Here is a 20,616-nt window from a genome sequence, read left to right on the forward strand (position 1 = left end):
AAAGAGCCGTTCACATGAGCGGCTCTACTTGTTTTTATCTATTTTTACTGGTGGTTCTTCTTGCTCAGTTATTCCAGAATCATAGCCGATCTGATTCAAATCTTTTTTGTCAGCCACCGTACCACCGGCCATTCCTTCATTCATCATCCGGTCAACGTCTAAATATAAATCTTTTTTTCCTTCATTTTCTCTATCTTTTTTAGCCATTTTGATCAGCCTTTCTTTTTTGGACTAGTATTAGATTGTCCTATTTCGAAACTTATTTTCGGCAAACTCGTATAAAATAATAAGTGAAAAATCGAATACAAGAGATTCAAATATAGTAAACCCAATCGAAATGAGGAGATCATATGAAAAAAACACTATTGGCAGTTCTTTTATCATTCAGTGTTCTTACAGGTTGTTCAGCGGTGGAAGACGTAACGAACGGTATTAATTATGTACCAGAAGCAACTGAATACATTAACGACGTTCAACAATTTTCTAAAGAAATTCCTTCATTAGCTGAGAAAGCTGTCTCAGATCAGAATGCACGTGTTGAGTTAGAGAAGGCACTACAAGAAATGAATACGACGATTGAAGAATTTAATGAACTATCCCCACCGTCTGTATTTGAAGATATTCATAATCAGGTGATGGAACAGAATCAAACGTTCCAAGATGGAATAGATAAATATTTAACTGCGGTAGAGAGCGGAGAAATAACCCCTGATTTCTTGGAGAAGAGTGGTTTGCTAGAAGATGTGAAAGTGTACACTGACTTATTGAACGATATTAAGCAATTAGGCGAGTAATCCTTTTTTCTTACTTTTTCTCATTTATTTAAAATTTCATGTTACATTTCGACTAAATTCGGGAATATGACAATGAGATAATTGGTGAGGGTGGGTAAAAGAATGGATGACTATCATATCAAGATTGAAGATTATATGCAGCTATTGAAGAAAAGATACAAAAAAGGAAGGCTTCAGGCGAAACAATATCGAAAACGATTAGAGCTCATTCATCTCTGGCACATTCGAGGCGTGGTTAAAGTGCCAAAGGACTAACTTGAAAAATAACCAGTCTTTGACGATAAATGTATAAACACGACTAGTCTTGGCAGGTGCAACATGATTTTAATAAATAATACGTTCGAAAAAGCTAGGCATACAAAATATGATTACTTCTATCATATTGCGTTTGCCGTTCTTTTCTGTTTATACAGTTTCCTGATGCTTTTTTCCAGCAAACTGCTGGGTTTTTTGTTTTTTATTTATGGCTTACTCTTGTTAGGTCATACAGTTTGGAAGGGGATTCGCACGCTTTATTCCATTCCTTATATCTTGTTCGGACTAACCATACTTTTTTTTAGCAGATTGTTTTGGTTAGAGGCATTTTCCGTATTGCCTGTATTCTTTTATGAAATTTTTCAGATCGGATTTTTCCTTGGTATCGCCATTGGGATATGTTTACTTTATGGGCTAATGATTAAAGAAGCACCTTTAGCTAACAGACTTCAAACCCACGGTGTTCATAGCATATACTTTATTACAGGAAGCCTCTTACTTCCGTATACATGGATCTTTAGCTATGGAGCAGTCATGCAAGGAAATGATCGCAGCCTCATATGGGCATTGCTTATTCTCATTCTATGGGGAACGTTATATTTCGTCCAACTGGTTACTTATCACAATAAAATCATGCAAGTAGCATTGTTTGCAATAAATATAGGTATAGGATGCTGGACGATATACAGATGGACAAACATTTTGACATAAGAAAAAAGAAGCCTTTTTTGAACTGCACCCCTTAGAATGTGTCTAAGGGGTGCAGTTCACTTTTGAGGGCTTCTTTTTTTAGTTTCTTCTTAATTTAGCAAGCAGATGTAAAATTTCAAAGTACAGCCAGATTAACGTAACCATAAGTCCGAAGGCGCCGTACCATTCCATGTATTTAGGCGCCCCACGATCTGCTCCATATTCAATAAAATCAAAATCCAAAACTAAATTAAGTGCAGCAATCACTACGATAAATAGGGAAATTCCAATCCCAATCGGACCTGTGCTGTGTAGATAAGGTACACTCATTCCGAAAAAACCTAAGATAAAGCTTGTAAGATAAACAAGCATGATTCCCATAGTGGCTGAGAAAACAATCAATCGGAAATTGTGAGTCACTTTTATGATCCTAAACATATATGCGAGCAGTAAGGCAAACAAAGTTCCAAAAGTTAAAGCAACAGCTTGTAATGTAATACCATTAAATTGAGCCTCATAGTTTGCGGATATTCCCCCAACTGCTAGACCTTCCAGTGCAGCATATACCGGTGCAAGTAATGGTGCTGTTTTAGGAACGAAAGCAACGATTAACGCTGTTACAAGACCTCCGACCAAACCGATCACGATAAAATGACCGACAGGGTTACCTAAATTGTATTGATACCAAGTAAATATTGCAGATGCCATCAAGATTAGCAGAAGAATAAACGTTTTGTTTACTGTTCCTGATAAAGTCATTTTCTTGCTAAAAGACGTCCCCCTGAACTTATCAAAAGTGGAGCCTTTTAATGCAGGATTCGCACTTCTCATGAAAATTCCTCCTTCTTTCCATACTTAAAAGTACGTGCAAGCAACATCAAAGTTTCATGTGTAAAAATAGTATATCATTCGTTCATTAGCAGCTGAGCACGCTTCTATAATGCAAAGCTACATGAAGCTATTAAAGCCGCAATTTTGGCAGTTGAAGTGTTTTTTAGAAGATACAACTGAAAAAACAGTTGAAATCACAATAGAAACGGAAACATTATAGTAATTATGAAGTCAGGGGTACGCGGTCCCTGGCTTTTTTGTACTGAAATATTTTTTTATAAGTCCTCGGAAAAATTTATAAGTCTCCAAACTTTTTTATACGTCCTCAAAAAAATTTATAAGTCTTGAAATGGGTTTTATAAGTCTTCAGCTTTTAGACATCCCAACACCTTACAATGACTATATATTCCAACGTTTTCTTTTATATGTTAGGGGAAGTATATTCTTAAAGACGCAAGGAGGTGGGATAGTTGCTACAAAAAGGTGATGTTGCACCTGATTTTACGTTACCATCCACATTAAAAAAAGATATTTCATTGTCAGACTATAAAGGAAAGAAAAATGTCCTTGTGGCTTTTTATCCACTAGATTTCACACCTGGTTGAATTAAGGAAATTACCTCTTGGAAAGAGGATTATAAACGCTTTGAAGATGCAAATACAGAAGTGCTCGCGATCAGTGTTGATCACATATACTCACACAATGTCTTTGCGGCAGCTTTAGGAGCCTTGCCTTACCCCCTTTTAGCCGATTGGCATAAAAAAGTAACACAGAAGTTCGGTGTTCTTAACGAAGAGAATGGAACTGCCATTCGATCATGTTTTGTTATCGATCAAGAAGGCATTGTTCAATTCAGCAACCATTCGTTTGATGCGAATGAAAAACTTCAGTATGAAGAAGTATTTAAAGCTTGTGAAACATGTGGAAAAGGAGATTAACTATGGACCAAGAAAGAAAGAATCATAAACCCATTGAAGATCCGACTGCTCATGCAGAACAAGAGATCAACGCTTATTTTTATGACGAGAAAAAACAAACCGATGGCCATCCCACTGATTATATGAATAGTGAGATGCCCGCTGTTAATATTGCTAAACCCGATGATGAAAAATAAGGCTGCTTTTTAGCAGCTTTTATTTTTGGGCTTTATTTAGCATATCTCTTGAAACCGGCAACATACAAGTAATGTTGTGGTACTATATAAGCAGAAGTATGCTGATATAGGAATAGGAAGGAACAGCTGAATGAATATATTTTTAACCGGAGCAACTGGTTTTTTAGGTGGTCGCTTAATTCAAAACTTGGCGCGTGAAGGTCATACACTTTATGTGTTAGCGCGAAACTTACAAAAAGCTGAGCAGCTTCTTCACAAGACAGCTGATTTGAACGGCGTTATTCATATCATACAAGGGGATATCACAGCTCCTCACTTAGGTATGACGAAGGAAGCGGAGCAAGAACTTTCAGATAAAATTGATGTGTTTTATCATATGGCTGCTCTTGTGAAATTTGACTTGGACCTTAAAGATGAACTTTTTCAAATAAATTATACAGGTACACAACATGCACTACATGCTGCAAAAAAAATGGGGGTTGAGCATTTTTATTATGTAAGCACAGCATATACTCTTGGCAAAGACGAATCTGCTAAAGAAGAATTGCACAGTTTGAACAATACATTCAACAATCCTTATGAAGAAAGTAAGTGTAAAGCTGAACATCTATGTATGGAGTTTACAGATCGTTTTAACGTAAGTATCTTAAGACCGGCGATCATTATTGGCGACTCTAAAACAGGAGAAGCAGATTCTAAGTTTACCTTGTATGGTTTACTCCGTAGCCTTGAAGTCTTTAAAAAGAGATTTCAAAGAAAAGGAATGGGTGATCGTGTATTCCACTTACTGTGTGAAGAAGGAAGTACGCAGAATCTTGTTCCTGTTGATTATGTAGCAGATATTTTATCTGGTGTTCTAAAAAAGGGAAGAGAAACAAAGATCTATCATATTACAAATAACAATCCGCCGCTTAGTGCAGATGTTTTTCAGGTTATGAGGGAAAAAGCGGGACTACAGCTGTTTAAGCTTGCTCCTTATGATTACGAGCCTTCTTTAAATGAAGAAGAAAAGCTTCTCAACAGCGTGATTGACGTTTATAAAAACTACTTGAACAGAAACATTACGTTTGATGACAGCAACACTCAACAAATGCTAGAAGAAATAGAAGCTGCACCCCTTCATATGGATATGCCTATGATCAAACGAATCATTGAAGGGTATCAGAATGCTTCTGTTCAAAAATAAAAATATGCATCTATTTACAATTTATGCATATCCTGCTATAGTGTATATGTAAAGTAACTAATTCTTAATGAAACCCAAGGAGGTATGTATCATGAGACAACTTAATGGAATGACTTCAGAGAGTGTAATTTATGTACAGCCTATTGGGACAATGAAGAACCGCTAGTAGTTTATTTGCGTGTAATTTCTTCGCTTAAATTTGTCATTTAACCATGGGCTGTACAACAGTGCCATGGTTTTTTATATGAAGAGGGGTATTTGTGTACCTTTCTTTCGTAAAGAACCTAAGTATAACTTTAGGTTCTTTTTCTATTTTATTTTGTAAAACGCTAAAGGATTGTTGCTTTTAACTCTTTACATCTTTGAAAGTTGATTGGAGTGGAAGATGCGAGACTCCTACGGGACAGGCGGGCTGTCCTAAAAGTGGAAGTGGCTCGTCCAGCCCCGACAAGCAAAAGGTAAATAGACAAGGAAGGTGTTCTTTACCTTCATGGTCTATTTAACTTTTGACCTCGAGGGGCTAGCCACTGCAACTAGACAGGTGAGACACTAAATGTGAATCATTCGAATGTGGCTCACCGCCTGCCCCGTGGAAAGCGAGCAACCTGGAACGGAAATCAACACTTTCAAAAGCGACATAATTTGCGAAAAAAAGACTAAAAAAATGACAACATTTATTCGGAGGGTATTACATTGAATTTAAAATCACTAGGTTGGAATCAAACATTTGAAGAATCGTTTAAAACATATGAAAATCAAGATTTTGTTCCAGGAAGAATTAGTGTAGAACATAAAGGACTATATAGTGTTCTAACGGAGCATGGTGAATTACTAGGTGAGATCACAGGGAAGATTCGCTTTAATGCAACAGGGCGTCATGATTTTCCGGCTGTTGGAGATTGGGTCGCTGTTCAGGCTATTCCGCATGAAGGAAAAGCTTACGTTCACGGTATACTGCCCCGCAAGAGTAAGTTTTCTCGAAAAGCAGCAGGCTTAACAACAGATGAACAGATTGTCGCGACAAACGTAGATACAGTCTTTTTAGTGAATGCTTTAAATCAGGACTTCAACCTTCGTAGACTTGAACGCTATTTGTTAATGGCTTGGGAAAGCGGTGCGACTCCTGTTATCGTTTTAAGCAAGGCGGATCTTTGTGATGATGTTCAAAAGTTCTTAGATGAAGTGGAAACCATTGCGTTTGGTGTTCCTACATTTGCAGTTAGTGCAGAAACTGGTTCGGGTCTTGATGAACTTGCAGCATATATTACAGAGGGTGAAACCGTTGCTCTATTAGGTTCATCCGGTGTTGGGAAATCGACGCTTGCAAACAAACTTTTCGGCTCAGAGGTATTGAAAACAAACGTTATTCGTGAAGAAGATGGAAAAGGAAAACATACGACCACACATCGTGAACTGCTTGTTCTTGAAAGTGGTGGAATCTTAATCGATACTCCGGGAATGAGAGAGCTTCAATTGTGGGAAGGCGACAACAGTTTAAGCCAAAGCTTTCAGGATGTTGAAGGATATGCGGAGCAATGCCGTTTTCGTGATTGTACCCATCAAAATGAACCAGGGTGCAAAGTGCAAGAAGCGATTGAAACAGGTGAGTTAAAAGAAGATCGCTATAACAGTTATGTAAAACTTCAACGTGAATTAGCGTACTTCGCTCGCAAAGAAGATCAGAAGTTAGCGAATGCCGAAAGAGCAAAGTGGAAAAAACTCGCTGGTGACCGTACGCGCGTTCATCGTAAATAATTGAAATAGAAGAGGAATGGTTTTATGGCCACTCCTCTCTTTTTTTGCCTATTGATACTGATCGATTAACTTTCAAGTATTAAAAAGGATTTTCATAGGGAAACATCAAAATAAGAAGATTGAGGAGGGATAAGATGGCACATGTATTTACGATACAAACGCATCAAAGAGATGAGATGTATGAGATTACGAGTACATTGGAGGCTTATCTAGAAGAGCAGCGTGTAAACGATGGTGTGATGTACATATATTGTCCGCATACGACAGCAGGAATAACAATTAACGAGAATGCAGATCCGGATGTTGTTCATGATATGCTTATGCGACTGGATGAGATATATCCGTGGGAACACCCGAAGTATCGCCATGCTGAAGGCAACTCCGCTTCACATCTTAAAGCAAGTACTGTTGGTTCTTCGCAAGTTGTGTTTATTCAAAACGGCAAGCTTCTCTTAGGGACTTGGCAAGGGATTTACTTTTGTGAGTTTGATGGTCCACGGACACGAAAGTATCATGTGAAGATTTTGAACAAATAAATATATCCATAAAAGAAGGTTCACTGATATAACTAAGGAGTTCAGTTAATGTGAAGAAAATTAAAATGAACAGTCCTATTTCAATTACAAAAAGCAATAGAGATAGCGATACAATTTACAGTTAATGTAGCACAAAAAAACGCTTGAAGATTTCTTCAAGCGTTTTTCATCCTGTTTTAATTCTGTCATTCAAGTAAAGCCCTTGTTAGTGAAAAGTCCTATTCATCGGCATCTTGTCTTTTTTTCCTTAGACTATAGATATAGACTATTGGAATAAAGCCGCAAATAAATAAAATTCCACCCATAATTACTCCATCAACTATATCAAAACCATCAGTAAGAGATACAAAAAATCCGACAACAGTTGAAATGAAAACAATCACAACCAATGAAATACTTAGACTCTTTTTGGGGTTAATTTTATTGCTTTCGTGGTCTGCACTAATACTCATTGATAAATAAGCGAAAATAGCTGTGGTTAATATAAATACAAGCCATAGGGGATTTTCTCTCATTCCATCTAACCCTTTTGTAACAAAGTCATATCCTAAAATTCCAAGAATACCAACTGTTTGAACAATATACGCAATGCGGATATTTTTTAAATTCTGCAATACTAAACGTTCATCTGTTATTTTGTTCATTATTAATCACTCTTCCTTTCTATCCAAAATACTTCATCTAATGTTTTATTAACTGCATAGCAAATATCCAGACACAACTTTAATGTTGGATTATATTTTCCTTTTTCTATCAAGCTAATTGTTTGTCGAGTAACACCTATTCTTTCAGCTAACTGTTGTTGCGTTAAATCAACCTGTATACGAGCTATCTTAACTTTGTTTTCCAAATGATATAATCCCTCCTTATAAATAAATTGTAACATATATATTGCATTATTCAATATATATATTACATGTACACAGTGAAAGTCCTTTTTTAATTATTCTGCCTCGTCAGTTTTTGTGAAGAAACAGTAGAAATAGCAAAGTCTTGAATTTAAAGGATATAACAGTAAACCTTTTTTATTTCCTACTAAAGTTCTAGGTATCGAATGAAAAAGAAATATGTTGAATAATAGGGAAAACTTTTAAATTTAACATAAAAATTCTATTTTTCCAAAAATTTAGTTGTCTAATCCCTTTTCTTCATGTACTATTTTTTTAAATAGTGGAAATTATCATAATATTCAAACAAGGGGGATTTTAGGTGGGGATTAAGAGAGGGTTAAAAGTATTAGCGGTTTCCGCATTATCACTAGGACTTTTGGCAGGTTGTAATTCTTCTGGTGGCTCAGAAGGAAGCAATGGAGGGGGAGGAAGCGGAAAAGTAATCAAGATTGCAACGCAAACTCCTTTGTCTGGCGGTAGTGCAACACTTGGGGAATCTATTAAGCTTGGTGCGCAACTGGCGTTGGAAGAAAACAAGAAGAAGTTTGAAGACTTAGGGTACAAGCTCCAGCTTCAGCCGTATGATGATCAAGCAGATCCTAAAAAAGGTGTAGCAAATGCACAGCTGATTGGGTCAGATAAATCGATCCTTGGGGTAGTAGGTCACTTGAATTCAGGCGTATCCATCCCTTCATCTGAAGTTTATGAAAAATATAAAGTCCCGATGGTATCCCCAGCAAATACTGCGACAGAGGTAACGGACCGAGGACTTAAAACAGTGAACCGTATCGTAGCACGTGATGATTTCCAAGGTCCTGCAGGTGCAGACTTTGCGATCAATAAATTAGGAGCAAAAAAGATCTTCGTTATCCAAGACAAAACAGCTTACGGAACAGGGCTTGCCGATGCATTTAAGGAGGCAGCTGAAGAAGCTGGAGCAGAAATTCTTGGTTACGAAGGAATTACCGTTGGTGAGAAAGACTTTAACGGTGTACTCACACAAGTATTATCAAAGAAACCTGATTTAGTTTTCTTTGGTGGATTATACACAGAAGGCGGTCAGTTGATCAGACAAGCTCGTGACAAAGGAATTAAGATTCCATTCATGGGCGGAGATGGTATGGATTCCTCTACTCTAGTTGAGATCGCAGGAGATTCTGTAAAAGACGTTTATTATACTTCTGTAGCAGCTGATGCGAGCAAATCAACAGAAGGCAAAGATTTCTCTTCTAAATACAAAGAGAAGTTCAACAAAAACGTAGAATCGTATTCAGCTTATGGCTATGATTCTATGAGCGTTCTATTAAAAGGATTAGAGGCAGCGATCGAAGGAAGTGACGGAGACCTTCCGGCACGTGAGAAAGTAGCAGAAGAAATTCGTAAGATTCAAGATTTCCAAGGTGTTGTTACGAAGGTTGGTTTCGATGATATCGGAGACAACAAGTTTGCAAAAGTATACATCTACAAGTTCAGTGAAGCTAAATATCCAGGCGTTCAAGAAGGCGAAATCAGTAAGTAAACTTATGTTTACAAGAGAGGGAATGACCCTAACGGCCATGTCCCTCTTCTTTTTTACATACACTCCCCAGACGTGAAAGAGAGGAATATTTATGTTAGCTGAAATTTTACAAAGTCTGCCTCAAGTACTTGTAGATGGTATTGCTCTTGGTGCAATATACGCAGTTATTGCACTTGGTTATACGATGGTTTATGGGATTTTAGAGCTCATCAATTTCGCCCACGGTGAAATTTTTATGACAGGTGCTTTTATCGGAGTTGCGATGCTGATTCTCATGACAGGCATGGGCTGGTTAGCGGCGATGCCTGCCATTCTTGCTTTAATTCTTGTGTTGGTCGTTACGTCGATCCTGACCGGTTTCATGGGTGTTGGGATAGAGCGGATGGCATACAGACCACTCAGGAATTCGCCTAAACTGATCACGTTGATCTCGGCGATCGGTGTATCGTTCCTGCTGCAAGATCTCGTACGTTTTATTACGGAATACAAAAGAGGAAATTATATCTTAACAGGTCCATCTATGTTTAATGAGCAATTTTCCATAAAATTTTCTAGCATATCCTCTTCGTTTAGTGATGCTTTCTTTAAAACATCTACATTGATCTTAATCATTGCAGTAGTGATCATGATGATCGGACTGGACTTTTTCGTTAATAAAACGAAGTGGGGCATGGCGATGAGAGCAGTAGCTCAAGATCGTGAAACAGCTTCACTTATGTCTATCAACGTGAACAAAGTAATCTCGTTGACATTTTTTATCGGATCAGCTCTAGGTGGAGCAACAGGTGTTCTATTTGCTGTGCAATATGGAACGATTGATCCGTACATTGGCTTTATTCTAGGATTAAAAGCATTTACAGCTGCTGTTCTTGGAGGCATCGGAAATATACGCGGTGCTATGGCTGGAGGATTAATGTTAGGGATTTTAGAGATGTTCGCAGCTGCCAATCTGCAGCTCTTAACGGGTGGGATCTTCGGCGCAGAGTATAAAGATGTATTCGCGTTCGCCATTCTAATTGTCGTATTAATTTTCAAACCAGAAGGACTGTTCGGCAAAGCAGTTACTGAGAAAGTGTAGGTGAAGAGCGATGAATAAGCTGACAAGTAAACTAAAAGGCAACAAGCTGGCACAAATTATCCTGCTCGTCCTTTATGTACTGATTACCTCGTTGAGCCTATATCTTGCTCAAGCATCTGTAACAGCTTTTCTCTTGCTGTTGTTCTCATTGTTGCTTCTGTACTATACAGAGTTGCCAGACCGGCTAAAATGGTTGATCGCAGGCGTAGTCCTTATTGGTGTAATACCCTTTGTATCGAGCACCGGACCGGGTTATCAATCGTATATGGAAGTCGCTACGGTTGTCGGTATCTATGTAGCGATGGCATTGGGACTTAATATTGTAGTTGGTTTAGCAGGTTTACTAGACCTCGGGTTCGTGGCCTTCTTTGCTATCGGGGCATATACGTATGGAATCTTTGCAACAGGACAAGCTGCTAACTTTATGCCATTCGGAACGTTCCCGTTATCGGGGGAGAGCTTTTGGATCTTTATTTTAATAGGCTGCTTTGTAGCTGCACTTTTTGGTGTCTTATTAGGTATCCCTGTACTTCGTGTAAAAGGAGACTACTTAGCGATCGTTACGCTTGGTTTCGGTGAGATCATTAGAATTGTGTTTAATAATCTAGATAAACCTGTGAATATCACGAATGGAGCAATGGGATTAGCATCTGTTAAACCTCCAGAGATCTTCGGTTATCAGTTTGTATATCCAAACCAATTCTACTATATCGTTCTTGGTATCTTGTTTCTTGTCATTCTAGCTGTTAGAAGATTCGAGTTCTCAAAAATCGGCCGCTCATGGAAAGCGGTTAGAGAGAACGAGATCGCTGCACAATCAATGGGTATCCACCTTGTGCGTACAAAGCTTTTAGCATTTGCAATCGGGGCTTCTTTTTCAGGAATGATGGGAGTTGTCTTTGCAGCGAAACAAACATTCGTTGATCCGACGAGTTTTACATTACTAGAATCTATCACCATCCTAGTAATGGTTATCTTAGGAGGCATGGGAAGTGTGCCAGGTGTAATCCTTGGTGCAGCAGTCATTACTATTCTAAATCTACAGGTACTGACAGAGGTAACAAATTACTTAAATCAATTGAGTCTTGACGGTGTGATCAGCTTTCCAGAAGCACTTGCTCCAGCAAAAATGCAACGATTTATCTTTGGCGCGATTTTAATCATATTTGCCATCTATCGCCCTCAAGGGTTAATACCATCTAAAAATCCTGTGTTTGATGAAGAGTCTCTTAAAGAGGGGTCTAAAAAGCACAGAAAAGAACAGATTACGGTTGAACCTGACAAAGGGTTTCAGGCATAGGAGGCGGTATAAAGATGTCGATTTTAACAGTTAGTAATCTTACAAAACAGTTTGGTGGACTGGTTGCTGTAAATTCAGTTGATATGACAGTGGAAAGAGGTTCGATAACAGCTGTGATCGGACCGAACGGAGCAGGGAAGACTACCTTTTTTAACCTAATCACAGGGGTATACCAGCCGGATAATGGGAATGTGCAACTCGGACCGACTTCTTTAGTTGGATTGAAGCCACACGAGATTTCCCGGCACGGAATTGCTCGTACGTTCCAAAACATTCGTCTTTTTTCAAACATTACCGTTCTCGAGAATGTAATGGTAGGGTTGCATAAACAGTTGAAAGCGGGAATCGTTGGTACTCTGTTTCAAACAAAAAAGGTAAGAGAAGAAGAACAGCTGGCAAAAGAAGAGGCTTACCATTGGCTTGAATATGTCGGCCTTGCCAAGCATCTGAACGAAGATGCTCAGAATCTATCTTATGGAGCTCAGCGTAGGCTAGAGATTGCGCGTGCACTGGCTACGAAACCTAAACTCTTGCTGCTAGATGAACCTGCAGCAGGGATGAACCCGAGAGAAACGCGTGAGTTAACGGAGTTTATCCATCGTATGAGAGAGGACCTAGACGTAACAATCGTTTTGATCGAACATGATATGAAGCTAGTCATGGAGATATCTGAACAGATCTTTGTATTGGATCATGGTGAAAAGATCGCTGAAGGTAAGCCTGCTGAAATCCGTAATGATGTAAAAGTGATTGAAGCTTATCTTGGAAAAAGTGCCGTAACACCAGCGTAAGGAGGAGAACGATGAGTATTCTGCAATTAAAAGATATTAACACATATTACGGTGGTATTCATGCGCTAAAAGGTATCAGCATTTCTGTAGAAAAAGGGGAAATCGTTACATTAATCGGATCGAACGGTGCAGGGAAATCCACAACATTAAAGACGATCAGCGGACAGGTTCTACCGAAAACAGGTTCTGTTATCTATGAAGGAAAGGATATCTCTAAACAACCTGCGCACATTACTGCTCAAACGGGTATTGCCCACGTTCCTGAAGGAAGAAGGATATTTCCAAGACTTTCGGTAAAAGAGAATTTAGAGATGGGTGCTTTTATCGTAAAAGACAAAAAAGTCATCAAGGAACGAATGGAACAGGTCTTCGACTATTTTCCAAGGTTGAGAGAACGTTTAACCCAAAAAGGAGGTACGATGAGTGGCGGTGAGCAGCAGATGCTCGCCATGGGTCGTGCCCTTATGTCCAAGCCGCGTCTATTGCTGCTTGATGAACCTTCAATGGGATTAGCCCCTGTTATTGTAGAACAAATTTTTGATATTATAAGTGATCTCAATAAAGAAGGAATGACGATTCTTCTCGTTGAACAAAACGCATTTCAGGCTCTGCAGATCGCCAATCGAGGGTATGTGCTTCAGACTGGAGAGATCGTGATGGCTGGTCAAGGGAATGAGCTCATTACAAATGAGTCTGTTCGAGAGGCTTATCTGGCTTAACTAGACGGTTATAGCAAACGATGCTTTGTAAGCAGTTGATTTGCGTTCCAGATGCTCGCTTTCCACGGGGCGTGCGGTGAGCCTCCTGCCGCTTTGAGCTATTAGGAGTCTCCACCTGACCGCTCGTCCCGTAGGAGTCTCCCATCTTGCACTCCAATCAACTAGTCAGTGAAGTGAGAGAAAAGACAGTTAAGAAGAACTTCACAAAAAGACCAGTTCATACCAAAGTACTTAGTGATTTCGATCCGTCACAGGATGCTCGTGTTCCGAGGGCAAGCAGCTTTTCGAAACAATCTATTGTAAATTCAACAGCATAGTTTACAGAACAAATGAAACCGGGTTTGGTAGAAGCTCGGTTTTCTTTTTATGTATATTTCCTCTTTATTATTGGATGAAATTGTTATACCTTTAAAAGGAAGACGAAAGGGGTATGATTCATGATTAAAGTACTCTTTGTATGCTTGGGAAACATATGTCGATCTCCTATGGCGGAGGCAATTTTTCGAGATCTTGTAAAACGAGAAGGCTTATCTGAAATCATTTCGATTGATTCTGCTGGAACAGGAAACTGGCATGCAGGTGAACCGCCGCATGAGGGAACAAGAAACATCTTGAAAGAACACCAAATATCCTATGAAGGCCAAAAAGCACGGCAAGTTAAGACAAAAGATTTAACAGACTACGATTATATCATCGGGATGGACGCTGAGAATATCGGTAACATGCATAGGATGGCGGGGCAAACCCAAACAGGTATGATCTCAAGACTAATGGACTTTGTACCTGAAGTTGAAAAAGAGGATGTACCAGATCCATACTTTACAGGTAACTTTCAAGAAGTATATGATCTTGTGACAATCGGCTGTGAGAGGCTTCTAATCGAAATAAAAAATAGAGAATCGTTATAATCAGGAGGATATCGGATGGGTGAAATTCGTCAATTATCATCAGAACAAGAAGTGCGTAATGCTTTTCCGGTTATGAATCAGCTTCGTACACATCTTTCAGAAGACCTTTTCTATGAATTATTTTTGCAGATGGAGAAAGAAGGTTATACGTTATTCGCCAATGTTCATGAAGGAAAAATTGTTGCTGTGGCTGGTTTTGCAATGCTGACAAACCTTTACGACGGCAAGCATATTTATTTGTACGATCTAATCACTGATTCAAACGAAAGATCAAAAGGATATGGTGAGGAACTTCTTGCATTTTTGGAGTCCTTTGCACTTCAAAATAACTGTAATTGTGTTGCACTGAGTTCAAATGTGGACCGTAAAGACGCTCACCGTTTTTATACAGAAAAGATGAATTATGAGATGCCGAGCTATGTGTTTAAAAAGAGATTTTAAGGTAGCTGAGCATCGATTATAAATATTGACGTAAGAGCATTAATCAGCGCTATAATCTCGACTAAACGAACGGGAAACCTTATGCAACCTAAATGCATTGCATAACTATTGTAGCAAAGTAAAAAGCTGGCCAAGGAAGATCATGTTATGATCGACCTTAGCCAGCTTTTCTCTTGTAAATGGGGTTATGTTTTAGTAAATCTTATTAAGCACGGCTACGCATACTGCGCATGATCCAGCTTACGATAAGTACTACTACAACTGCACCGATAATAGCTGGAACGATTGCAAAACCTGCTACCATTGGTCCCCAATCACCTAACAATAATCCACCTAACCATGCACCAACAAAACCTGCGATGATGTTACCGATGATTCCGCCTGGTACGTCACGCCCTGTTAAAAGACCTGCTAACCAACCGATGATTCCTCCAATTATAAGTGCCCATAATAAACTCATGTAAAATTCCTCCTTTTTTTTTGTAGGTTGTAATATGGAATTATTCTTAAGTTACCCATTATAAAAAATTATAAACTTATCCTGAAAAAAGTTTTTATCACCCTAAGTAAGGGGAAAGATAAAGGGAAATGTATAAAAATAAGTAAGGGGTGAGAGAAACTTTGACGTTATGGCATATACTCAAACATATGAAAGCCAAAGCATTTGGAATCGAATTCATGCATGGTTTTCAAAGAGGAGATGTTACAGGACTTGCAGCACAGCTTGCTTATTATTTTCTGCTTTCCCTGTTCCCTTTTCTTATCTTCTTATTAACGCTCGGTGCCTTTTTTATAGAACCGAAAGAAGCGCTCGATCTGTTAGAGCATTTTGTACCAACAGAGGCGATGGATTCTGTTCGGGAGAATTTACTTGCTGTATTAGAAGGCAGAAGCGGTGGCCTCTTATCTATTGGAATTCTAGCTACGATATGGTCAGCTTCTAATGCGATTAATGCAGTAATTAAGACGTTAAATGAAGCATACGGAGTTAAAGAATGCCGTAGTTTCATTAAAACAAGGTTGTTGGCTATTTTCTTAACGTTTGGTGTTATTTTTGCTTTTGTAGTTGCACTTGTTTTTCCTGTATTCGGAAAGATGCTTGGGAACGCAGCGTTTTCTTATTTAGGGTTGAGTGATGAGTTCCTGCAAATCTGGGGAGTGTTACGGTGGTTGATTAGTTTTCTTATCATCTCGACAGTTGTATCTGTTCTCTATTATTTAGCTCCATGCAAAAAACTGAAATATAGTGAGATCTGGTACGGTTCACTTGTTGCTACATTCTTTTGGCAGATCGTTTCGTTCGGTTTCGCATTTTATGTGGATCATTTTGGCAATTATACAGCTACCTATGGAAGTATTGGAGCGATTATTGTTCTTATGCTTTGGTTTTATCTTACAGGTATCGTACTTTTATCAGGTGGAGTCCTTAATGCCACATTCCATAAGTTTAAGATTGATTTTGCCAAGAAAAGGGGCTTGTTAAAGGCTGAATCCTAGGGAAAACTATACATACCTTGTCGTTAAGGAGGTATTATTGATATGGGAAAAAGCAATAAACAGACCCACAACAATAAGAACAACAAAAATGATAGTCAGCACAAGACGAGTAAGTCTTCTAACAAAAAGAATGACTTTCATTAATCGAACAAGAACAAGTATGAAGCTGTCCTCTTAGCAGGGCGGCTTTTTCGTTTTAGCAGTAATGTTAATGAAAAAGTACATAAGAAGTACATGTTTTGAATGAACTATGCGAAATGTGTAGAGGTAATGGGAGAAAGTTTGTGTCTTTTACCTGTATCTCCTTAAGAGCTTTGCGTGTTACACTAAAAAGGCACTTATGGGAATTTCTTTAAAAAAGGCAGGAGAAAAGGCAGTATGAAAAAAGTAAGATTCATCTTTAGCATTTTAGGTACACTTCTTTTTATCGTGTACATGGCAGTTTTGATTAAAGCCACTCTTTTCTCATTTAATGAGTACGTTTATGGAAGATCAGCTAATCTTGTTTTGTTTGACAGTATAAGGCTGATGTGGAGAAGCGATGATGATTGGCTCATTCTGAAGAACATAATAGGAAATGTTATTTTGTTTGTACCATTTGGTTTGTTGCTGCCTTTAATTTACCGAGTGTTTAACTCATGGCGTTTTATTTTCATTTTTGGTTTTGGTACAAGTTTTATTATAGAAGTTCTACAATATGAGTATTTTAAACGAATCTTTGATATTGATGATATATTTCTTAACGGTATCGGTGCGATGCTAGGACTGTTTTTATATAAGTTCTTAGCGGTGCTCTTTCGTTGGATTGAACGATTGCTAAAATAAATCGTCTCTAAAGCAAGAATTTTATAAGATAAAAGAAACCGGACAGCGATTAAAGCTGTCCGGTTTTTGTATACTTACTTTGTTTCTTTTCCTAGTACACGGTTAACACGCTTTGTCAGCATCTTCATACCGTCCCCACCAGCTTGGTAATGACGAAGCTTTCCTTCTGCATCAAAAACATAATAAGCAGGTACGTATTCATTTTCAAACGCGTCTGTAAGAGCGTGGTCGTTATCAACGAAGATGGGCTGTGTAATATCGTGTTCTGCTGCTACTTCTTTAATTTGATCGATATCCAAATCTTTTTCTGAACGAGGCATATGAACCGCTATAACGTTCAGTTCATCTTTATAGTCATCGCGGAATTGATTAATGTTAGGCATTGCATCCTTACATAATCCGCAGCTTACAGACCAAAAATGAATAAGTGTTGGTTTATTTCCAATCAAGTCACTTTTAGAAACTTCTCCATTAATCCATTGTGTAGCACCAGTAAGTTCTGGCATATCCGAACGTAATCTCATCATAAAAAATCTACTCCTTGTTTTGAAGATGGTTAAGTTATCTAATTTCTAGTTTAAAGATTGAACAACTAAAGTCAAAATTCCTGCTTTACTAATATGGTGTAAAAAGAAAAATATTATTTTAAGCAGTTTTAGACTTAAGCGCGATCTCATGTTTATTTTTACTAAAAAGAATCGGTAAGCAGAGTATAAATAACATACCACAGATGGCAAATACAAAAGCACCGCCATCGAACAAGCTTATGAAGCTTCCACCGATCATAGGACCAGACATGCTGCCTATGCTAAAGCTGATGCCTGCTAAGATATTACCTGCTGGCAGGTGATATTTAGGAAGTAGATCACTCATATACGCGATTCCTAGAGAGAACATCGATCCGACAAACATTCCAGATAAAAAGAACAAACTGATAAGAAGCCAAAAGTTATTCATGCTCCAATATGTTGCCAAAAACGAGAAGAAGCCGGAGACGAAAGAAAAGATGAGAATTGGTTTTCGCCCCAATTTATCACTGAGAATTCCAAGTGGCAGTTGGAAAACAAGGCTGCCTAACACGAAGGCTGGTAGCAGAAGCGCTACCCAATCTAAGCTTATCCCGTTGCGAAGTGCAAATACGGGAAAAGAGCCGTGAAGAGTCGCTTCTAAAAAGCCGTAACCAAAAGGCGGCAACAAAGATACCCATGCTAATTTCAGTACATCTTTATAGCGATCGATGGCAGTAATGCCAGAAGTACGAGCAGATTCTGTTTCAGGTCTTTCATTGCGTATCGATGTCATTAGAAGAAAAGAAAGAAAACAAAGACCTGCAGCAAGCCAAAAAGGAAGGTTTTCGTTCACTTCTAACATCTTCGTCATAAGAGGTCCGATTCCAAATCCTGCTCCGAACGCGATCCCATATATAGAGATATTTCTGCCTCTCTTGTTTTCAGGGCTACTTGTCGTGATCCAAGTTTGCGTAGAGAAATGCAGCATATGATCTCCAATACCGATCAACAGTCTTAATACAAACCAAAACCAAAATACTTTCCAGACGGGAAACATTGCAAAACAGAGTACGACTGCTAACAGACCAGCTAATATGAGTGGTTTATACCCAAACCTTCTAAGAGGCTTCTCAATAAATGGAGAAGCGATCAAAATCCCTATATAAAGAGCTGTTGCATGAAAACCATTTAAGGAAGCGGATGTACCGTCCTGTTCAAAAATAACTGCAATTAAAGGAAGCAGCATGCCTTGTGCGAAACCTGAAATAAAAACAATGCTGACTAAAACTGAGAATTTATACGTAGAAAGCTGCATGAGCATCTCCTTTTCAAAACAAACTAAAACCATTGTACAATGGAAATCATAAAAAGTTGAGTGGAAGTTTAGGAAGAGGAGTGAGTAATCTTGGAATTTAAAATGACTGAAAATGGATTTGAAACGGATGTTGAATATGGAACACTCGAAATAAGCGGGAACGCGGAGTATGGTTATCGGCCGTTTCAACTGCTCGTTTCATCTATCGCCGTATGCAGTGGTGGAGTTCTACGTAAAGTATTAGAGCGGATGAGAATGCCTTATGAAGATATTACTGTTCAAGCTAAAGAGACTAGAGTGGAAAAAGAGGCTAACAGAGTATCTGAAATTCACCTTCACTTTATAATAAAAGGTAAGAATTTGTCTGAGGAAAAGGTTGAAAAAGCATTATATGTAACTCGAAAAAATTGCTCCATGGTCCAGTCCGTTAAAGATAGTATAAAAATCACCGAAAGTTTCACCATTCAAGCTTGAATAATACCCTGGTTCTTTAGAGAATCAGGTTTTTTTATTTTCCAACAATACCCGTACGAAACAAAGTAAGGAACGTGGATAAATTTTGTGGGTTAGAAAAAAATAGGGGAAAGGAGGATGTTATGAAAAAGAGAATTTTTATTATGTTATTTGTCATGCTTTTTGTGTTATCCAATACAGCGCTAGCAGCTGAAAAAACAAAACAACAGCCAGAACAAAAACAAAAACAAGCAGAAAAAATAGAAAAGGCTGCTCCAAAGGCAGATATAAAAGTACCGAGTTCTGTTCTTAGCATATCAAAAGAGAACACGTATCCTAACTCTGCACAAGATCTTCCGTACTTAGAACCGAGTAAGCTCGCAAAAGCAATGCTTAAAACGTCTGATGTTCCAATCACAAATCCAGATCTCATTCGATTATTGAATGAGTCGACGATCAATGGATCAAAAGTAGCTTTTTGGTACCGTGCAAAAATTTACTTAGGTCAATGGCCGCTGTCTTATCAATCAACAGAGACGACCGTGAACTGGGAACATCAACAGATTAACACGAACCGTTTAGACAATAGGGGTGCAAAAGCCGTTGCGAAATTGTCTTATAATCAAACAGCTCATAAAAAAGTGAGTGGTGGCCTGACAGCTTCTATTCCTAATAGTGAAGCCGTTCAAAAGATGATGCTCATCACAGCAGCAGAAAAATCGAAGCTGCCGTTATCGTTCCAAACTGCTGTTGGTGCGGGTACAAAGAAATCAAACGTATACCATGTGTCACCGAAACAGGTAGGATATTTAAATAGTTATGTCCCAGCCGTAAATGAAAGAGGAAGAGTAACTTACGGAGAAGTGTATATCGTTCTAAAAGGCGGTAAGAGAGAGATCGTCATTCAAAACGTTACACAGCAAGGGATTGGTGCTTGGATTCCGGTTCAAGACCACGTATCATTCAGTTTTCATACAAGCAATATGTAAAAAAGGACAGCTCCTTAATCAGCTGTCCTTTCTTTTTGCTTCACCTTTGTTGTACTTTGAAAGTAGTTGATTTCCGCTACATGTGCTCGCTTTCCACGGGGCGAAAGGTGAGCCTCCTGCCGCTTTGCGCCATTAGGAGTCTCCACCTTACCGCTCGTCCCGTAGGAGTCTCGCACCTTTCACTTCAATCAACTGTCAATGAAGAGGACGGTTTAAAAGTA

The 20,616-nt window shown here is 38.6% G+C and carries 27 protein-coding genes; 20 read left to right on the forward strand and 7 right to left on the reverse strand.

The window, feature by feature from the left end; translation table 11 throughout:
* Positions 1-24: 24 nt before the first annotated feature.
* The gene (locus IHV09_RS15555; protein WP_197264917.1) at positions 25-207 is read right to left on the reverse strand and encodes a hypothetical protein; all 183 of its coding nucleotides are present in this window, start codon (positions 205-207) and stop codon (positions 25-27) included.
* A 143-nt stretch (positions 208-350) separates the two neighbouring features.
* Here IHV09_RS15555 and IHV09_RS15560 point away from each other — a divergent pair, with 143 nt between their 5' ends.
* From IHV09_RS15560 to IHV09_RS15570, 3 genes are all read left to right on the forward strand, one after another.
* Positions 351-794 carry a DUF6376 family protein gene (locus IHV09_RS15560; protein ID WP_197264918.1) on the forward strand — a complete coding sequence of 148 codons (444 nt, stop codon included), beginning with the start codon at positions 351-353 and terminating at the stop codon, positions 792-794.
* A 102-nt stretch (positions 795-896) separates the two neighbouring features.
* On the forward strand, positions 897-1,049 hold the full coding sequence (locus IHV09_RS15565) for a hypothetical protein (protein WP_191754565.1): 153 nt from the start codon (positions 897-899) through the stop codon (positions 1,047-1,049).
* Positions 1,050-1,112: 63 nt separating this feature from the next.
* Positions 1,113-1,760, forward strand: coding sequence for a hypothetical protein (locus tag IHV09_RS15570; RefSeq protein WP_197264919.1), 648 nt, complete (start codon positions 1,113-1,115; stop codon positions 1,758-1,760).
* Positions 1,761-1,838: 78 nt separating this feature from the next.
* Here IHV09_RS15570 and IHV09_RS15575 read toward each other — a convergent pair whose 3' ends face one another.
* The gene (locus IHV09_RS15575) at positions 1,839-2,570 is read right to left on the reverse strand and encodes a Bax inhibitor-1/YccA family protein (protein WP_197264920.1); all 732 of its coding nucleotides are present in this window, start codon (positions 2,568-2,570) and stop codon (positions 1,839-1,841) included.
* 470 nt (positions 2,571-3,040) lie between these two features.
* On the opposite strand from IHV09_RS15575, the gene IHV09_RS15585 reads away from it, so the two are divergent.
* The 5 genes from IHV09_RS15585 (at position 3,041) to IHV09_RS15605 (ending at position 7,161) form a co-directional block, all read left to right on the forward strand.
* The gene (locus IHV09_RS15585) at positions 3,041-3,508 is read left to right on the forward strand and encodes a redoxin domain-containing protein (RefSeq protein WP_255520102.1); all 468 of its coding nucleotides are present in this window, start codon (positions 3,041-3,043) and stop codon (positions 3,506-3,508) included.
* A 2-nt stretch (positions 3,509-3,510) separates the two neighbouring features.
* The gene (locus IHV09_RS15590; protein WP_197264921.1) at positions 3,511-3,684 is read left to right on the forward strand and encodes a hypothetical protein; all 174 of its coding nucleotides are present in this window, start codon (positions 3,511-3,513) and stop codon (positions 3,682-3,684) included.
* Positions 3,685-3,814: 130 nt separating this feature from the next.
* Positions 3,815-4,870: an SDR family oxidoreductase gene (locus IHV09_RS15595; RefSeq protein ID WP_197133955.1), complete on the forward strand. Its 1,056-nt coding sequence runs from the start codon at positions 3,815-3,817 to the stop codon at positions 4,868-4,870.
* Between the two features lie 693 nt (positions 4,871-5,563).
* Complete coding sequence (rsgA, locus tag IHV09_RS15600) at positions 5,564-6,625, forward strand: ribosome small subunit-dependent GTPase A (protein ID WP_197264922.1); 1,062 nt, start codon at positions 5,564-5,566, stop codon at positions 6,623-6,625.
* Positions 6,626-6,759: 134 nt separating this feature from the next.
* Positions 6,760-7,161, forward strand: coding sequence for a secondary thiamine-phosphate synthase enzyme YjbQ (locus tag IHV09_RS15605; protein ID WP_197195959.1), 402 nt, complete (start codon positions 6,760-6,762; stop codon positions 7,159-7,161).
* Between the two features lie 218 nt (positions 7,162-7,379).
* On the opposite strand, the gene IHV09_RS15610 is transcribed toward IHV09_RS15605, so the two are convergent.
* Positions 7,380-7,805, reverse strand: coding sequence for a hypothetical protein (locus tag IHV09_RS15610; RefSeq protein ID WP_197133964.1), 426 nt, complete (start codon positions 7,803-7,805; stop codon positions 7,380-7,382).
* Between the two features lie 2 nt (positions 7,806-7,807).
* Positions 7,808-8,011 (reverse strand): helix-turn-helix transcriptional regulator, encoded by a 204-nt coding sequence (locus tag IHV09_RS15615; protein WP_197133967.1) that lies wholly within the window; start codon positions 8,009-8,011, stop codon positions 7,808-7,810.
* Positions 8,012-8,370: 359 nt separating this feature from the next.
* Between IHV09_RS15615 and IHV09_RS15620 the strand changes: the two genes are divergently transcribed.
* From IHV09_RS15620 to IHV09_RS15655, 8 genes are all read left to right on the forward strand, one after another.
* Positions 8,371-9,570, forward strand: a complete 1,200-nt coding sequence (locus IHV09_RS15620) for a branched-chain amino acid ABC transporter substrate-binding protein (protein WP_197133970.1) — start codon at positions 8,371-8,373, stop codon at positions 9,568-9,570.
* A 91-nt stretch (positions 9,571-9,661) separates the two neighbouring features.
* A complete protein-coding gene (locus IHV09_RS15625) occupies positions 9,662-10,648 on the forward strand; it encodes a branched-chain amino acid ABC transporter permease (RefSeq protein ID WP_197192103.1) in 987 nt (328 codons plus the stop codon).
* 10 nt (positions 10,649-10,658) lie between these two features.
* The gene (locus tag IHV09_RS15630; protein WP_197192104.1) at positions 10,659-11,948 is read left to right on the forward strand and encodes a branched-chain amino acid ABC transporter permease; all 1,290 of its coding nucleotides are present in this window, start codon (positions 10,659-10,661) and stop codon (positions 11,946-11,948) included.
* 14 nt (positions 11,949-11,962) lie between these two features.
* Complete coding sequence (locus IHV09_RS15635; protein ID WP_197264923.1) at positions 11,963-12,739, forward strand: ABC transporter ATP-binding protein; 777 nt, start codon at positions 11,963-11,965, stop codon at positions 12,737-12,739.
* Positions 12,740-12,750: 11 nt separating this feature from the next.
* A complete protein-coding gene (locus IHV09_RS15640; RefSeq protein WP_197192105.1) occupies positions 12,751-13,458 on the forward strand; it encodes an ABC transporter ATP-binding protein in 708 nt (235 codons plus the stop codon).
* 146 nt (positions 13,459-13,604) lie between these two features.
* Entirely contained in the window at positions 13,605-13,775 is a 171-nt protein-coding gene (locus tag IHV09_RS15645; RefSeq protein ID WP_197264924.1) for a hypothetical protein, read from the forward strand.
* A gap of 120 nt (positions 13,776-13,895) precedes the next feature.
* Positions 13,896-14,366, forward strand: coding sequence for a low molecular weight protein-tyrosine-phosphatase (locus IHV09_RS15650; RefSeq protein WP_197264925.1), 471 nt, complete (start codon positions 13,896-13,898; stop codon positions 14,364-14,366).
* Between the two features lie 15 nt (positions 14,367-14,381).
* On the forward strand, positions 14,382-14,807 hold the full coding sequence (locus tag IHV09_RS15655) for a GNAT family N-acetyltransferase (RefSeq protein WP_197133990.1): 426 nt from the start codon (positions 14,382-14,384) through the stop codon (positions 14,805-14,807).
* 205 nt (positions 14,808-15,012) lie between these two features.
* Here IHV09_RS15655 and IHV09_RS15660 read toward each other — a convergent pair whose 3' ends face one another.
* Positions 15,013-15,267 (reverse strand): GlsB/YeaQ/YmgE family stress response membrane protein, encoded by a 255-nt coding sequence (locus IHV09_RS15660; protein WP_066391095.1) that lies wholly within the window; start codon positions 15,265-15,267, stop codon positions 15,013-15,015.
* Between the two features lie 161 nt (positions 15,268-15,428).
* Here IHV09_RS15660 and IHV09_RS15665 point away from each other — a divergent pair, with 161 nt between their 5' ends.
* Both IHV09_RS15665 and IHV09_RS15670 read left to right on the forward strand, forming a co-directional pair.
* A complete protein-coding gene (locus tag IHV09_RS15665) occupies positions 15,429-16,304 on the forward strand; it encodes a YihY/virulence factor BrkB family protein (protein WP_231618342.1) in 876 nt (291 codons plus the stop codon).
* A 378-nt stretch (positions 16,305-16,682) separates the two neighbouring features.
* A complete protein-coding gene (locus IHV09_RS15670; RefSeq protein ID WP_197192108.1) occupies positions 16,683-17,129 on the forward strand; it encodes a VanZ family protein in 447 nt (148 codons plus the stop codon).
* A gap of 74 nt (positions 17,130-17,203) precedes the next feature.
* Here the strand turns inward: IHV09_RS15670 and IHV09_RS15675 are convergent, their stop codons facing one another.
* On the reverse strand, positions 17,204-17,653 hold the full coding sequence (locus tag IHV09_RS15675; protein WP_197134137.1) for a redoxin domain-containing protein: 450 nt from the start codon (positions 17,651-17,653) through the stop codon (positions 17,204-17,206).
* Positions 17,654-17,774: 121 nt separating this feature from the next.
* Positions 17,775-18,986, reverse strand: coding sequence for an MFS transporter (locus IHV09_RS15680; RefSeq protein ID WP_197133996.1), 1,212 nt, complete (start codon positions 18,984-18,986; stop codon positions 17,775-17,777).
* 57 nt (positions 18,987-19,043) lie between these two features.
* Between IHV09_RS15680 and IHV09_RS15685 the strand changes: the two genes are divergently transcribed.
* Positions 19,044-19,427 carry an OsmC family protein gene (locus IHV09_RS15685; RefSeq protein WP_197264926.1) on the forward strand — a complete coding sequence of 128 codons (384 nt, stop codon included), beginning with the start codon at positions 19,044-19,046 and terminating at the stop codon, positions 19,425-19,427.
* A 122-nt stretch (positions 19,428-19,549) separates the two neighbouring features.
* Positions 19,550-20,395, forward strand: a complete 846-nt coding sequence (locus IHV09_RS15690; RefSeq protein ID WP_197195950.1) for a YfkD famly protein — start codon at positions 19,550-19,552, stop codon at positions 20,393-20,395.
* Positions 20,396-20,616: the final 221 nt, after the last annotated feature.

The sequence above is a fragment of the Fictibacillus sp. 23RED33 genome (assembly GCF_015903925.1).
Classification (GTDB): Bacteria; Bacillota; Bacilli; order Bacillales; family Fictibacillaceae; genus Fictibacillus; species Fictibacillus phosphorivorans.